The following is a 12,687-nucleotide window of genomic DNA, read 5'->3' as shown; positions in this document are numbered from 1 at the left end:
TCGCGAGCCGGGGGCCTTCTCGTAGTGCCAAGAACTTCTAGCGGTTCGGCCACTCCCAGCGGATGCCGAACACACCCGGACCGAACCCGAGCGCCACGGCGTGCACGCCGCCACCCGAGTCCAGGGTGAGGTTGCGGCGCCGCGACGGCGTCTCGTCGCCCGCCGGCACGCTGTACTGCTGCACGCGCGAGGGCAGGTTCGACTCCTCGAAGCGGACCTCGATGACGTACTCGCGGACCGGGAGGCGGAACTTGCGTGCGAACGTGTTGTTGCCCTTCGGCGCGTGACCCTCTGGGAACACCAGCTGGTATTCCATGATGAGGGTCTCGCCGCGGGTCAACGGCCGTTCGAACATCATCTCCGCGACCATGATGTTGGCTTCGTGGTCGCGGGCGATCCGTCCCAGGTGGCAGTTGCGCACGTTCACGATCTCGGGGAGTACGTCCGACTCCTCGGTCTCGAACACGAGCGCCCAGCGGTCCGGCCCGTCCTGCTCGGCCCGCAGGATCTGACGCACCCACACGGATTTCTGCCCGCCGTCGGCAGAGATCTCGATGCGGTCGTGCTGACTGATCCGGCCGAGCTTCAGGTCAGAGGACGTGTCGACCTTCGAGAGCAGGTTCGCGACCCGCTCCCGACGCGCCCAGAGCGCGTCGATCGGCATCATCGTCGTCGGGCGGCAACGGCGACCTCGCGGACGAGGTGGGCCGAGCAGCGCCGACAGACCCGACTGAGGCACGCCCAGGACCGACTCGAGGTGCCGCAGCGCCTCCAGTGATTCAGGGCGTTCCGGCCTTCGCCGTCCTGACTGCCAGTAGCTGAGCGTCGCGACGCTGATGGTCACGCCGCGCAGTGCCAACCGGTGCTGGATGCGGTCGAGGCTGAGACGGCTCGCCTTGATGGCAGCCCTCAACGCTTCCGGGAACGGTCCCGTCGTCAAGAGCTGTGTAAGGCTGCCGTGGCCCGTTGAGTCAGTGTCGTCAACGGTCAGTGTTGGTCGACCGGCAGCAGTGGTCATGGTGACTCCCCGCTGTCATAAGATCACGCCCCAGTGACCCTACCCGTCCGTGAACATCGCTGGTCGGAGCCGGATGGAGTCAATGGTTAATCCATACGGTTGATGAGTTCACGCTTTCGAGACTCATCTGTCAAGCATTCCGAACCGATCAGTAACATCTGTGTGCCGTTCACGCCTCGTATCGGGATGGCTCTAGTGTGTGCCCGGTGAACGACCTCGACGTGCTGACATCGGTGGCCGGTGCGGTGCTCGGGCCCGGTCCGCACGCGGTGGTGGACCTTCTGGACGTGGTGCCCGGCGTCCAGGTGGACGCGGTGCGTGCCACCGACGACCTCCTGCCCAGGCTGGCGCACGAAGAGTCGCTGTCGAACATCCTCCTGCTCGCCCACGCGTCGCTGCGGCCGGGCGGGGTGCTGGTGGCCGCGGTTCCGGAGCTCGACCGGCTCGGCGTGCTGCGGCCCACCGCGCCGCCGCCGAAGGTCAACGGGGACCGGGTGACCGTGCAGCTCTGGGAGTGGGCTCCCGACGGCCTGTCGTACGGCCTGGAGGTCGTAACGCTGCTGAGGGGTACCTCGGGGTGGGAGATCTCCGGAACGGCCTCCACGCGCCACAGGGTGCTTTCCGCCGCCGAGATGGAACAGGCGCTGCACGCCGTCGGGTTCTCGACCGTCCAGCGGCTCGCACCGGGGGAGAGCGGTCACCGCGTGCCGGTGTGGGTGGCGGTCAGATGAGCCGGGTTCGGCCGGTGCCCGGTGGCCGGGCCGTCGAGGTCGAACCGGAACGCGTCCAGGGGTGGATCGGCCGGTTCGCCGGCCGGCACGGCGCCGTCGAGATCCGGATCGCGGAGGGTGAGGTCGAGATCACCGCCGCGGACGGCGCGACGGCCACGTTCACCACGCGCGGCGGTGCCTCCATGGAAGAGGTGGTGGAGAACCTCACCAAACCGCGCCGGATCGGCCTGGTGCTCGTGCGGCTCGGCGGGCACAGCGTCGGTGTGGCGTTCGGCGGCAAGGTCGAGGTCTCCGCGACCGACCGCAAACAGGTGCACGGCCGCATCAGGGCCGGCGGCTGGTCGCAGCAGCGGTTCGCCCGGCGCCGCGAGGGTCAGGCCCGCGTCGCGCTCCAGGCCGCCGCGGACGACGTGTTCCGGGTCCTGGTCCCGAGGCTCGCCCAGTTGGACGGTGTCGTGCTCGGCGGCGACTGGCAGGCGTTGGACGTGCTGCGCAACGACCGCAGGCTCCGAGACGTCTTCAGCAAGGCCGAAGATCGCGTCCTGGACGTCCCCGAACCCCGGCGGACCGTCCTGGACGAGGCCGCCGAACGGGCCCGTTGCGTCGAGATCGTGATCCAGGACACACGGGCAACCGGACCGGACGCCGACCGCATGGATACGGGTGAGGGTGCCTGACCGAGGCACCACTGATCCTGCTGGAGCTGCAAGTGCGCAAACGAATGATGATCGTGGCGGGAGCCGTGGCACTGGGGGCCGTCGGCATCGCGGTGCCCGCGCTCGCGCTGAGCGGCGGCGGCACGACCTCGCACGAGCCCACGAGTTCGGCTCCACAGCCGCCGTCCTCGACGGTGACCTACCCGCCGACCACGCCGTCGCCCACGTCGGCGACGTCGACGCCGGCACATCCGCCGACGACCTGGACGACGCCGGCACTCCCGTCGAACACGATCCCGACGACGACGGCACTCCCGCCGAACACGATCTCGACCACGCCGGAGCCGACGTCGATCGCCACCACGCCGCCGAGGCCGTCGTACCCCGTGACCACCAGTCCGGGAGCCTCGTACCCCGCGACGACGCCGCCGGTGTCGTCGGCCCCTGCCAAATAGGAGTCACCCCTGAACTGGGAGGCCGAGTTCACCGACTGCTTCGACCGGTGCGCCGACTCGATGCGCTTCACGGCGTTCTTGTTGTGCGGCAACTGGCACGAGGCGGAAGACCTCATGCAGTCGGCGTTCTTGAAGCTGTACCTGGCCGGTCCGAAGCTCAGCGACCGGTCGGGGCTCGAACCGTACCTGCGCCAGATCGTCGTGCGGACGTTCCTCGCCGAACGTCGCAAAGTGCGATGGCGCAGGGAGAAGCTGACTGACACACCTCCCGAGGGCCTGTCCTCCGTCGCAGGGGCGGAGGACAGGCTCGTGGTGTGGCAGGCGCTCACCGCCGTGCCCGCACGGCAGCGCGCTGTCCTCGTGCTGCGCTTTTGGCACGATTTCAGCGTCGAGGACACGGCGGCCGCGCTGAAGTGTTCGACGGGCACGGTGAAATCGCAGAGCAGCAAGGGTCTGGAAGCCTTGCGGCGCAAGCTGGGACCCGAGTTCGATCATCTGAGGCTGGAGGTGTGATGGTTCGCGAAGACGACCTGCGGGCGACTTTCTCCGCTCTGCACGCGGAAGGGGCGCCGCCGCGAGCCACCACGGCGGCCGACCTGATCCAGCGCGGCCAGGCCGTGCGATCCCGGCGCCGCACCATCGCGGTCGTCGGCAGCGGGCTCGCGACCGTGGGGGTCGTGGCCGTGGCGCTGGCCGTGCTGCCGGCCGCGACGCCCCCGGAACCGGCCACCCCGCCCGGGCCCGCCTCGACCACGTGGCCGGTTCCGACGAACACCACGCCGCCGCCGAGTTCGATGGTGTCGACGCCGACGACGGTGACACCGCCGAGCGGTCCGCAGTCCAGCAACCCGGACACGCCACCGGTGGGCACCTCGCTGCCGCCCGTCACCACCTCGACGCCGGTCGCGCCGCCCAGCAGGCCGAACCCGACCTCCAATTCGGTACCGCCGGCGTCGACCACGCCCTCGACGCCCGGCTGAGCGGCACAATCGCGGGCATGACCGCTCAGATCCGCCTCGTCGAGATCACCGACGACAACCGCGACGCCGTGACCGCTGTGCGCGTGCTGCCCGGCCAGGAGCGTTTCGTCGCGTCCGTCGAGGATTCGTTCCGGCACGCGCGGGAGAACCCCGAAGCCAAACCGTGGTTCCGCGCGGTCTACGACGGCGACGAACCGGTCGGCTTCGTGATGCTGAGCTGGAACCTGACCCCTCGGCCCGGACTGCGCGGGCCGTACTTCCTGTGGCGGCTGCTCGTGGGCGCCGGCCGGCAGGGCCGTGGGTACGGCACGGCGATCCTGGACGAGGTCGTGGCGCTGCTGCGCGCGGCCGGGGCGACCGAGCTGATCACCAGTTGCGTGCCGGGGGAGGACTCGCCGGAGCCGTTCTACCGCCGGTACGGATTCGTGCCCAACGGCGAGACCGACGAGGACGGCGAGGTCATCCTGACGCTGGACCTCAGTACGCGACCGTGAAGTGCCGGTTCTCGCGAGGTTCTTCGAGTTCGTCGAGCACGGCCACGGCGAGGTCCTCCGCGGAGATCCGGGACGCGCCCGACGGGTCGGTGAGCAGCACTTCTCCGCCACGCCGATAGCTGCCGGTGCGTTCGCCGGGTTCGAGCAGTGCGGGCGGGCTGAGGTAGACCCAGTCCGCCGCGTGCGCCCGGCAGACCTCGAACTGCCGCACGCTGGCGGCGGCGATGGGACGGATGTGCGTTGGCACGTAACGGTCGTCCTCCAGCACGAGGCCTGTGCCGGTTGGTGATCGCAGTGGCGCGGCGCCGCCCACGACGAGGATCCGGGTTCGGGTGGCGAGCGCGGCGTCCAGCAACGCTCTGGTGGTGGCCTCGACGGTGGACTCCTCTCCCGGCCGCGGCCTGGTGGCGGCGACCACACTGTCCACTTCGGACGGAACCAGAGGAGTCGAGCCGCGGAACACCGCCGTCACGTCGTGTCCCCGTCGCACTGCCTCCGTCACCACCCGCGATCCGACCATGCCCGCGGCGCCGACGACTGCGATCTTCACTGGAGAACTCCCCTGGCGAGCACGGGTGCCGGACGCTGGGCGGCGACGATCGCGGCCAGCGCGAGTGCGAAACCGGTCAGCTGCACGGCGTCCAGGGTCTGGCCGAGCACGACGACGCCGAGCAGTGCGGCGACCATCGGGGACAGCAGGCCGAGCATCGAGACCGACGTGACCGGCAGCGTCGTGATGGCGCGGAACCACAGGACGTAGGCGAGCAGTCCGCCGACGCCGCCGAGCCACAGGTAACCGATCGCGGCTGCCAGGCCGATCGCGGGCGGCGGGCCCTCGAACAGGAACGTCACCGGCACCAGGAACAGCCCGCCCGCGGTCAGCTGCCAACCCGCGAACGCCGTCGGGCCGACGTTCGCGGGCCTGCCCCACTTCTTCGTCAGCGTCACGCCGAGCGCCATCGTCGCGGCGCCACCCAGACCGGCCAGCACGCCGATCACGTCGAACCCGGCGGCCGGGCCCAGCACCACCAGCCCGACACCGACGACGCCGACCACACCCCACGCGAACCGCCACGCCGACGGGCTTTCCTTCAGCAGGCCCACCGCCAGCGACGCCACCACCAGCGGTTGGGCGGCGCCGAGCGTGGCCGCGACGCCACCGGGGAGGCGCTCGGCCGCGATGAACAGGAACGGGAAGAACATGCCGATGTTGAGCACGCCAAGTGCGGCGGCGCGCCACCACCAGGCGCCGTTCGGCAGCGTCCGGGTGAGGGCCAGTGCGATCAGGCCGGCGGGCAGTGCGCGCAGCAGACCGGCGAACAGCGGATGCCCGGCCGGCAGCAGTTCGGTCGTGACCACGTAGGTCGATCCCCAGACCACCGGCGCGAACGCGGCGAGTGCAATGCGGAAGTGGTTTCTCACGTCGTCCAGTGTTGGGCGGCGCGATCAATGAGTCCAACACATGCTTTTCATCTGATCCATCTTGATTCACGATAGATCGGTGGAGCTCCAGCAGATGCGATACGTGGTGGCGGTCGCCGAGACGGGCAGTTTCACCAAGGCGGCCCGGCGGTGCCTCGTGGTGCAGTCCGCGTTGAGCCATCAGATCGCGCGGCTCGAACGCGAACTGGGTGCCCGGCTGTTCGACCGCACCAGCCGCAGCGTCCGGCTGACCGCGGCGGGGACGGCGTTCCTGTCGTCGGCCCGGCAGTGCCTCGACTTCGCGGAACGGGCGGCGGCCGAGGTCGCGGCGGCGGTGGGGGAGGTGCGCGGGCGGCTCGTGGTCGGGGTGATCCCCACGGTCGCCGCGGTGGACCTGCCGGCGGTCCTGCGGGTGTTCCGCGAGCGGTATTCGCAGGTGCGGGTGGCGTTGCGGATGTTGCCCAGCCACGAGCTCGTCTCGCTCGTCCGGGAGGGCGCGCTCGATCTGGCGTTCCTCGGGTTGCCGCCGGGTGCGCGGCCTGAGGGCGTGCGCGGGGTGGAGCTGGCGCGTGATGAGCACGTGGCCGTGGTGGCGGCAGAGCATCCGTTCGCCGGGCGCGCCGAGACGGATCTCGCGGCGCTCGCGGAGGAGTTGTTCGTCGACTTCCCGGCCGGGTCGCCGGGGCGCACGCAGTCCGATCAGGCGTTCGCGGCGGCGGGGTTGCACCGCGAGGTGGCGTTCGAGGTGACGACCGCGGAGCTGATGGCGGGCCTCATCCGGGAGGGCCTCGGGGTCGCGGTGCTGCCGTCGCGGTACACGCCGCAGCTGACCGGGGTGGTGACGCTGCCGATCGCGAACGGGCCGTCACGGGTGGAGCACCTGGTGTGGAGCGCGGCCGGGCTGACGCCGGCGGCGGCCGCGTTCCTCGACGTCCTGGGGGTCAGCGCGGACTAGCCGGCGGTGCCCGTGGCGAGCATGCCGCCGTCCACGCGGACGGTCTCGCCGGTGATCCACGAAGCGGCGTCCGAGCAGAGGAACGCCACGAGCGAGGCGACGTCCTCGGGCGTGCCGAACCGCTTCATCGGGTAGAGCTCGGCGGCTTCTTCGCGGCCGCTCCACAACGCCTCGGCGAACTTGGTCTTCACCACGGCGGGCGCGACGGCGTTCACGCGCACCTTCGGGCCGAGCTGCCACGCCAGTTCCTCGGTGAGGCGGATCAACGCCGCCTTGGACGCGCCGTACGCGCCGATCACGCCGGTGGACCGGATGCCGCCGATCGACGCGATGTTCACGACCGCGCCGCCGTGCTCGCCCATCCACGCCTTCCACGCGAGCTGCGTGAAACCGAGCGCCGCCACGACGTTGACGTCGAAGATCTTGCGCACGGCGTCGAGGTCGGCGTCCATCAGGAAGCCGAACTGCGGGTTGATGCCGGTGTTGTTGATCAGCACGTCGATGCTGCCGAACTCCTCGACCGTGCGTGCGACCAGCTCTTCGCGGGAGGCGTCGTCGCCCGCGTTGCCCTGCAACCCCAGGACACGACCGCCGGTGTCGGCCTCCAGTTGCTTGACCGCTTCGGCGAGCTGGTCGGCCTTGCGGCCGGTGATGGTGACGGCGGCGCCGCGGGACAGGAGCTCGCGGGCGATGCCGAGTCCGATGCCCCGGGACGCACCCGTGACCAGCGCCGCCTTGCCGGAGAAGTCTTCGCTCATGGCCGGCAATCTATGCGCCTGGCCACAGGTGGGAAATTCGATGGTCGAGATCCCGTAGAATGGTTGACGTGATCCTCCTGGAGTAGGCCGACCCGGACGTGCCATCCCTTGTCATGCCCGGAGTTCTTTTCACTGCTCGGAGTTTCTCTTGATCACCGCAACCGATATGGAGTTGCGCGCGGGCTCACGCATTCTGGTGAGTGGCGCCAACCTGCGCGTTCAGCCCGGCGACCGCATCGGCCTCGTGGGCCGCAACGGTGCCGGCAAGACCACCTCGCTGCGCGTTCTCGCCGGTGAGGGCCAGCCCTACGGCGGCGCCATCACCCGCAAGGGCGAGCTCGGCTACCTGCCGCAGGACCCGCGTGAGGGCGACCTGTCCGTCATCGCCAAGGACCGCGTGCTGTCCGCCCGCGGCCTCGACCAGCTGCTCCGTGACATGGAGAAGGCCCAGTCGAAGATGGCTGAGCTGGTCGACCCGGACGAGCTCGACGTCGCCGTCACCAAGTACGGCAAGCTCGAGGAGCGCTTCTCCTCACTCGGCGGGTACGCCGCCGAGTCCGAGGCCGCCCGCATCTGCTCGAACCTCGGCCTGCCGGACCGCGTGCTCGCGCAGCCGTTGAGCACGCTGTCGGGTGGTCAGCGCCGCCGCGTCGAGCTGGCCCGCATCCTGTTCGCCGCGTCCGAGGCCGGTATCGGCGCGAAGTCGAGCACGATCCTGCTGATCGACGAGCCCACGAACCACCTCGACGCCGACTCGATCACGTGGCTGCGCGGCTTCCTCAAGTCGCACGACGGCGGTCTTGTGGTGATCTCGCACGACGTGGAGCTGCTCGACGACGTCGTGAACAAGGTGTGGTTCCTCGACGCCATTCGCGGCGAGGTCGACATCTACAACCTCGGCTGGAAGAAGTACCTCGAAGCCCGTGCGACGGACGAGAAGCGCCGTCGCCGCGAGCGCGCCAACGCCGAGAAGAAGGCCGGCGCGCTGATGACGCAGGCCGCCAAGATGGGCGCGAAGGCCACGAAGGCCGTTGCGGCGCAGAACATGGCGAAGCGCGCGCAGAAGCTGCTCGACGGTCTCGACGACGTGCGCCAGAGCGACAAGGTCGCGAAGATCAGCTTCCCGGCGCCCGCTCCGTGCGGCAAGACTCCTTTGATGGCAGAGGGTCTGAGCAAGTCCTACGGGTCGCTGGAGATCTTCACCGGCGTGGACCTGGCCATCGACAAGGGTTCCCGCGTCGTCGTGCTCGGTTTCAACGGCGCCGGCAAGACGACGCTGCTGCGGTTGCTGGGCGGTAGCGAGAAGGCCGACGCGGGCGGGATCGTCCCCGGCCACGGCCTGAAGATCGGCTACTTCGCGCAGGAGCACGAGACGCTCGACCACGACGCGTCGGTGTGGGAGAACATCCGGCACATGGCGCCGGACGAGCAGGAGCAGCGGCTGCGGTCGTTGCTCGGCACGTTCCTGTTCAGCGGCGAGCAGCTCGACCAGCCCGCCGGCACGTTGTCCGGTGGCGAGAAGACCCGGCTGGCGCTGGCCGGTCTGGTGTCGTCGGCCGCGAACGTGCTGCTGCTGGACGAGCCGACCAACAACCTCGACCCGGCCTCGCGTGAGCAGGTGCTCGACGCGTTGCGGCGGTACGAGGGAGCGGTCGTCCTCGTGACGCACGACCCCGGTGCGGTCGAGGCGCTGGAGCCCGAGCGCGTGATCCTCCTGCCCGACGGCACCGAAGATCACTGGTCCGAGGACTACCTCGAGCTCGTGCAGCTGGCGTGATCTCCACCCCTCAAAGGATTACCGAGCGCGTTCTATGATCAACTCAGTGTGATCGAATCGACCGTTCGGCGATCTCTTCGCTTGATCACCTGGCGTTCTGCCGGTTCCTGTTCGATCATTGCGACGACAGGGGCCGTAGAACGGCCCGACCTGCTCGTACGGAAGGCGGGACGAGGTGGCTGACCTGAAGAAGGGTGCCCGGATCACCGGCGCCACGCGGGACAAGCTGGCCGCTGACCTGAAGAAGAAGTACGAAAAGGGCGCGAGCATCCGGGCTTTGGCTGAGAGCACCGGGCGTTCCTACGGCTTCGTGCACCGGGTTCTGTCGGAATCCGGCGTCACGCTGCGCGGTCGCGGTGGCGCCACCCGGACGAAGAAGAAGTAGCCACAACCCAGACTGCTACTCTCCGGTAACTAGCTTCTAGTTCGCCGGAGGTATGCCATGCCAGTGCCCGCTATCGACGCTGGTGTGCTTGAGCGCGGTGGCGTTCGGCTCGCGATTTCGGGGCCGCTCGCGACCGTCACGCTCGATCGTCCCGACGTGCTCAACGCACAGACGCCCGCCACCTGGCAGGCGCTGCGGCACATCGGCGAGCAGCTGGACCCGGACGTCCGCGTCGTGGTCGTCCGGGGTTCCGGTCGCGCCTTCTCGGCGGGGCTGGACCGGCGCATGTTCACCGGTGAGCCGGTCGACGGCGAGCCCGGTGGCCTCGGCGCGCTGCTGTCGCTGCCCGCCGAGGAGGCGGACGCGCGGATCGCGTCGTACCAGGCAGGGTTCACCTGGTTGAGCGACCCGGCACGTGTGACGATCGCGGCGGTGCAGGGGCATGCCATCGGCGCAGGCTTCCAGTTGGCGCTGGCGTGCGACTTCCGCGTGCTCACCGAGGACGCGCAGTTCTGCATGGCCGAGACCGGGCTGGGCTTGGTGCCCGATCTCGGCGGCACGCTGCCCTTGGTGCGCCTCGTGGGGTACTCGCGCGCGGCCGAGATGTGCGTGACCTCCCGCCGGGTGCCGGCCGAGGAGGCGCTGCGGATCGGCCTCGCGAACTCCGTCGTGCCCGCGGCCGAGCTGGACGCGGCGGTCGAGACGCTGGTGGCTGCCGTTGTGAAGCCACTGCCGGGTGCTGTCTCGGAGACGCTGGCGCTGATCGCGTCGGCGGCTTCCGGCGTGCCCTTCGCCGACCAGCTGGCCCTGGAGCGGGCCGCCCAGTTGCGCCGGGTGCGTTCTTTCGCGGCCATGTCCGCCCAGAGCTGAAACTTTTCGCGCTCCTAGCCACACGCGACGGAATTGTCAGACCGCTGTGCTGTTCTATTCAGCGTGGACGGCTACAGCTCATGGCGATTCATGATGGGGGCGACCGCGGACGCGCCGTCCAAGGTGCGCCGCGGGACCTTCCGGCGCGTGCTGGCGTTCGCCCGGCCGCACCGGGCGAAACTGCTCGTGTTCCTCCTGCTGACGGTGGTCTCGTCAGTCCTCGCGGTGTCGACGCCGCTGCTGGCCGGCCGCGTGGTCGACGCGATCGTCGGCGGCTCCACCCCGTCGGTCGTGGTGTGGCTCGCCGTGGTGATCGCCGCGATCGCCCTGCTCGACGCCGGGCTGGGGGTCGTCGAGCGGTGGCAGTCGACGCGGATCGGTGAGGGGCTGATCTACGACTTACGTCGTGCCGTGTTCGGCCACGTGCAGAAGATGCCGGTCGCGTTCTTCACGCGCACCCGCACCGGCGCGTTGGTCTCGCGGCTGAACAACGACGTGATCGGTGCACAGCGCGCGTTCACGTCGACGCTGTCCGGGTTCGTCACGAACATCATCCAGCTGGCGCTGTCGCTGGGTGTCATGTTCACGCTGTCGTGGCAGGTCACGGCGTTGGCCCTGGTGTTGCTGCCGGTGTTCGTGCTGCCCGCCAAGCGCATGGGCAAGCGGATGGCGGACATGCAGCGCGAGGCTTCCACGCTGAACGCGTCGATGGTCACGCAGTCGACCGAGCGCTTCTCCGCGCCCGGCGCGACGCTGGTGAAGCTGTTCGGGCGGCCGGATCGGGAGGAGCAGGAGTTCTCGGAGAAGGCCGCTCAGGTCCGGGACATCGGGATCCGGACGGCGATGGCGACCCGGTGGTTCATGACCGGGCTGACGTTGGTGTCCTCGCTGGCCCAGGCGCTGGTTTACGGGCTGGGTGGGTACCTCGCCCTGACCGGGCATCTGGCTGCCGGCGCCGTGGTTTCGCTGGCGTTGCTGCTCACTCGGTTGTATGCGCCGCTGACCGCGCTGGCCAACGCTCGGGTCGACCTGATGACGGCGTTGGTGTCGTTCGAGCGGGTCTTCGAGGTTCTTGACCTTGAGTCGATGATCCAGGAACGTCCTGGGGCCCGTTCCCTGCCTGCCGGTGCGGTGTCGGTCGAGTTCGACGACGTCCGGTTCGCGTACCCGTCCGCGGAGAAGGTGTCGCTGGCTTCGCTGGAATCAGTGGCCACTTTGGACACTCGTGGTGGCGAAGAGGTGTTGCACGGCATCAGTTTCAAGGCTGAAGCTGGGCAGCTGGTGGCTTTGGTGGGGTCGTCCGGGGCCGGGAAGTCCACGCTGGCTTCGCTGGTTCCTCGGTTGTACGACGTCGACTCCGGTGCTGTTCGTCTGTCCGATGTGGACGTTCGGGATCTGACGTTCGACTCGTTGCGGTCGACCGTCGGCGTGGTGACTCAGGACGGGCACCTGTTCCACGACACCATTCGGGCGAACCTGGAGTACGCCGCGCCTGGGGCTTCTGATGACGAGCTTTGGGACTCGTTGCGGCGGGCTCGGTTGCTGGAGTTGGTTGCCTCGTTGCCGGATCAGTTGGACACGGTGGTGGGGGAGCGTGGGTATCGGCTGTCCGGTGGTGAGCGGCAGCGGTTGACGATTGCTCGGTTGTTGCTCGCCCGGCCTCGGGTGGTGATCTTGGATGAGGCTACTGCGCATCTGGACTCTGAGTCTGAGGCTGCTGTGCAGGAGGCTTTGACCGAGGCGTTGGAGGGCCGTACCTCCCTGGTGATCGCTCACCGGTTGTCGACCATCCGTGCCGCCGATCAGATCCTGGTGCTGGAGCACGGGGAGATCGTCGAGCGGGGGACGCACACCGAGCTGATGGCTGCTGAGGGGCGGTATGCGGATCTTTACAACACCCAGTTCGCCGAGCCTCCGGTGGTTGGGGTTTATCCGACTGTGAAGTTCAGTGAGCGGGAAGAGGTTGGGCAGAGGTATTGAGGTAGCCGCCTTCCCGAGACGCGACTCATGCGGCTGGTCGCCTGATCGGGGGTCCAGCGCCGCACGCGGGTTGATGGCACGCTTGTTGCTTACGGCGGCTGCCTGTTCCGTAGTGGGTGCGGTCCGGGTGGGGTCCCGTCCCAAGCCGCGCCAGCGCGTGCAGCAAGTGCTGTGTCACGACTCGTGACGGGACCCCACCCGGAGCG

At 69.2% G+C, this 12,687-nt stretch carries 15 protein-coding genes; 10 read left to right on the top strand and 5 right to left on the bottom strand.

Annotation, left to right across the window (positions count from 1 at the left end; all coding sequences use genetic code 11):
* Positions 1–37 precede the first annotated feature (37 nt).
* Positions 38–940 carry a hypothetical protein gene (locus B0F77_RS42610; RefSeq protein WP_242642231.1) on the bottom strand — a complete coding sequence of 301 codons (903 nt, stop codon included), beginning with the start codon at positions 938–940 and terminating at the stop codon, positions 38–40.
* Positions 941–1,224: 284 nt separating this feature from the next.
* On the opposite strand from B0F77_RS42610, the gene B0F77_RS42605 reads away from it, so the two are divergent.
* Both B0F77_RS42605 and B0F77_RS42600 read left to right on the top strand, forming a co-directional pair.
* Positions 1,225–1,749 (top strand): hypothetical protein, encoded by a 525-nt coding sequence (locus tag B0F77_RS42605; RefSeq protein WP_245849411.1) that lies wholly within the window; start codon positions 1,225–1,227, stop codon positions 1,747–1,749.
* The gene (locus B0F77_RS42600) at positions 1,746–2,426 is read left to right on the top strand and encodes an acVLRF1 family peptidyl-tRNA hydrolase (protein ID WP_086668771.1); all 681 of its coding nucleotides are present in this window, start codon (positions 1,746–1,748) and stop codon (positions 2,424–2,426) included. The genes B0F77_RS42605 and B0F77_RS42600 overlap by 4 nt, the downstream gene beginning before the upstream one ends.
* Before the next feature lie 178 nt (positions 2,427–2,604).
* Here the strand turns inward: B0F77_RS42600 and B0F77_RS42595 are convergent, their stop codons facing one another.
* Positions 2,605–2,931 (bottom strand): hypothetical protein, encoded by a 327-nt coding sequence (locus B0F77_RS42595; RefSeq protein WP_143467212.1) that lies wholly within the window; start codon positions 2,929–2,931, stop codon positions 2,605–2,607.
* Between B0F77_RS42595 and B0F77_RS42590 the strand changes: the two genes are divergently transcribed.
* From B0F77_RS42590 to B0F77_RS42580, 3 genes are read left to right on the top strand one after another with little or no spacing between them, the layout of a single operon-like run.
* Complete coding sequence (locus B0F77_RS42590) at positions 2,921–3,373, top strand: SigE family RNA polymerase sigma factor (RefSeq protein WP_245849407.1); 453 nt, start codon at positions 2,921–2,923, stop codon at positions 3,371–3,373. The two genes, B0F77_RS42595 and B0F77_RS42590, sit on opposite strands and share 11 nt — an antisense overlap.
* Positions 3,373–3,840 (top strand): hypothetical protein, encoded by a 468-nt coding sequence (locus B0F77_RS42585; protein WP_086668750.1) that lies wholly within the window; start codon positions 3,373–3,375, stop codon positions 3,838–3,840. Before B0F77_RS42590 ends, B0F77_RS42585 begins: the two co-directional genes overlap by 1 nt.
* Positions 3,841–3,857: 17 nt before the next feature.
* Complete coding sequence (locus B0F77_RS42580; RefSeq protein WP_211294306.1) at positions 3,858–4,334, top strand: GNAT family N-acetyltransferase; 477 nt, start codon at positions 3,858–3,860, stop codon at positions 4,332–4,334.
* Here the strand turns inward: B0F77_RS42580 and B0F77_RS42575 are convergent.
* Positions 4,318–4,884 (bottom strand): NAD(P)-dependent oxidoreductase, encoded by a 567-nt coding sequence (locus tag B0F77_RS42575; RefSeq protein ID WP_086668749.1) that lies wholly within the window; start codon positions 4,882–4,884, stop codon positions 4,318–4,320. The two genes, B0F77_RS42580 and B0F77_RS42575, sit on opposite strands and share 17 nt — an antisense overlap.
* Positions 4,881–5,756 (bottom strand): EamA family transporter, encoded by an 876-nt coding sequence (locus B0F77_RS42570; RefSeq protein ID WP_086668748.1) that lies wholly within the window; start codon positions 5,754–5,756, stop codon positions 4,881–4,883. The genes B0F77_RS42575 and B0F77_RS42570 overlap by 4 nt, the downstream gene beginning before the upstream one ends.
* 79 nt (positions 5,757–5,835) lie before the next feature.
* On the opposite strand from B0F77_RS42570, the gene B0F77_RS42565 reads away from it, so the two are divergent.
* The gene (locus B0F77_RS42565; RefSeq protein ID WP_086668747.1) at positions 5,836–6,711 is read left to right on the top strand and encodes a LysR family transcriptional regulator; all 876 of its coding nucleotides are present in this window, start codon (positions 5,836–5,838) and stop codon (positions 6,709–6,711) included.
* Here the strand turns inward: B0F77_RS42565 and B0F77_RS42560 are convergent.
* Complete coding sequence (locus tag B0F77_RS42560) at positions 6,708–7,469, bottom strand: SDR family oxidoreductase (protein WP_086668769.1); 762 nt, start codon at positions 7,467–7,469, stop codon at positions 6,708–6,710. The two genes, B0F77_RS42565 and B0F77_RS42560, sit on opposite strands and share 4 nt — an antisense overlap.
* A gap of 148 nt (positions 7,470–7,617) precedes the next feature.
* Between B0F77_RS42560 and B0F77_RS42555 the strand changes: the two genes are divergently transcribed.
* The 4 genes from B0F77_RS42555 to B0F77_RS42540 all read left to right on the top strand — a co-directional run bounded on the left by B0F77_RS42555 (position 7,618) and on the right by B0F77_RS42540 (position 12,481).
* Positions 7,618–9,246 (top strand): ABC-F family ATP-binding cassette domain-containing protein, encoded by a 1,629-nt coding sequence (locus tag B0F77_RS42555; RefSeq protein WP_086668746.1) that lies wholly within the window; start codon positions 7,618–7,620, stop codon positions 9,244–9,246.
* 175 nt (positions 9,247–9,421) lie between these two features.
* Positions 9,422–9,631 (top strand): helix-turn-helix domain-containing protein, encoded by a 210-nt coding sequence (locus B0F77_RS42550; RefSeq protein ID WP_030473247.1) that lies wholly within the window; start codon positions 9,422–9,424, stop codon positions 9,629–9,631.
* A 57-nt stretch (positions 9,632–9,688) separates the two neighbouring features.
* Positions 9,689–10,501 carry an enoyl-CoA hydratase/isomerase family protein gene (locus B0F77_RS42545; protein ID WP_086668745.1) on the top strand — a complete coding sequence of 271 codons (813 nt, stop codon included), beginning with the start codon at positions 9,689–9,691 and terminating at the stop codon, positions 10,499–10,501.
* A gap of 93 nt (positions 10,502–10,594) precedes the next feature.
* Complete coding sequence (locus tag B0F77_RS42540) at positions 10,595–12,481, top strand: ABC transporter ATP-binding protein (RefSeq protein WP_245849405.1); 1,887 nt, start codon at positions 10,595–10,597, stop codon at positions 12,479–12,481.
* Positions 12,482–12,687 lie beyond the last annotated feature (206 nt).

Source organism: Lentzea kentuckyensis (assembly GCF_002150765.1).
Taxonomy (GTDB): domain Bacteria; phylum Actinomycetota; class Actinomycetes; order Mycobacteriales; family Pseudonocardiaceae; genus Lentzea; species Lentzea kentuckyensis.
The sequence above is the reverse complement of the archived record's forward strand: the minus strand, read 5'-3'. Positions and strand labels throughout refer to the sequence as shown.

Coding starts and splice junctions, on each gene's coding strand:
- B0F77_RS42540 (WP_245849405.1), top strand. CDS start 10,595: ATGGGGGCGACCGCGGACGCGCCGTCCAAGGTGCGCCGCGGGACCTTC.
- B0F77_RS42580 (WP_211294306.1), top strand. CDS start 3,858: ATGACCGCTCAGATCCGCCTCGTCGAGATCACCGACGACAACCGCGAC.
- B0F77_RS42585 (WP_086668750.1), top strand. CDS start 3,373: ATGGTTCGCGAAGACGACCTGCGGGCGACTTTCTCCGCTCTGCACGCG.
- B0F77_RS42560 (WP_086668769.1), bottom strand. CDS start 7,469: ATGAGCGAAGACTTCTCCGGCAAGGCGGCGCTGGTCACGGGTGCGTCC.
- B0F77_RS42545 (WP_086668745.1), top strand. CDS start 9,689: ATGCCAGTGCCCGCTATCGACGCTGGTGTGCTTGAGCGCGGTGGCGTT.
- B0F77_RS42590 (WP_245849407.1), top strand. CDS start 2,921: ATGCGCTTCACGGCGTTCTTGTTGTGCGGCAACTGGCACGAGGCGGAA.
- B0F77_RS42600 (WP_086668771.1), top strand. CDS start 1,746: ATGAGCCGGGTTCGGCCGGTGCCCGGTGGCCGGGCCGTCGAGGTCGAA.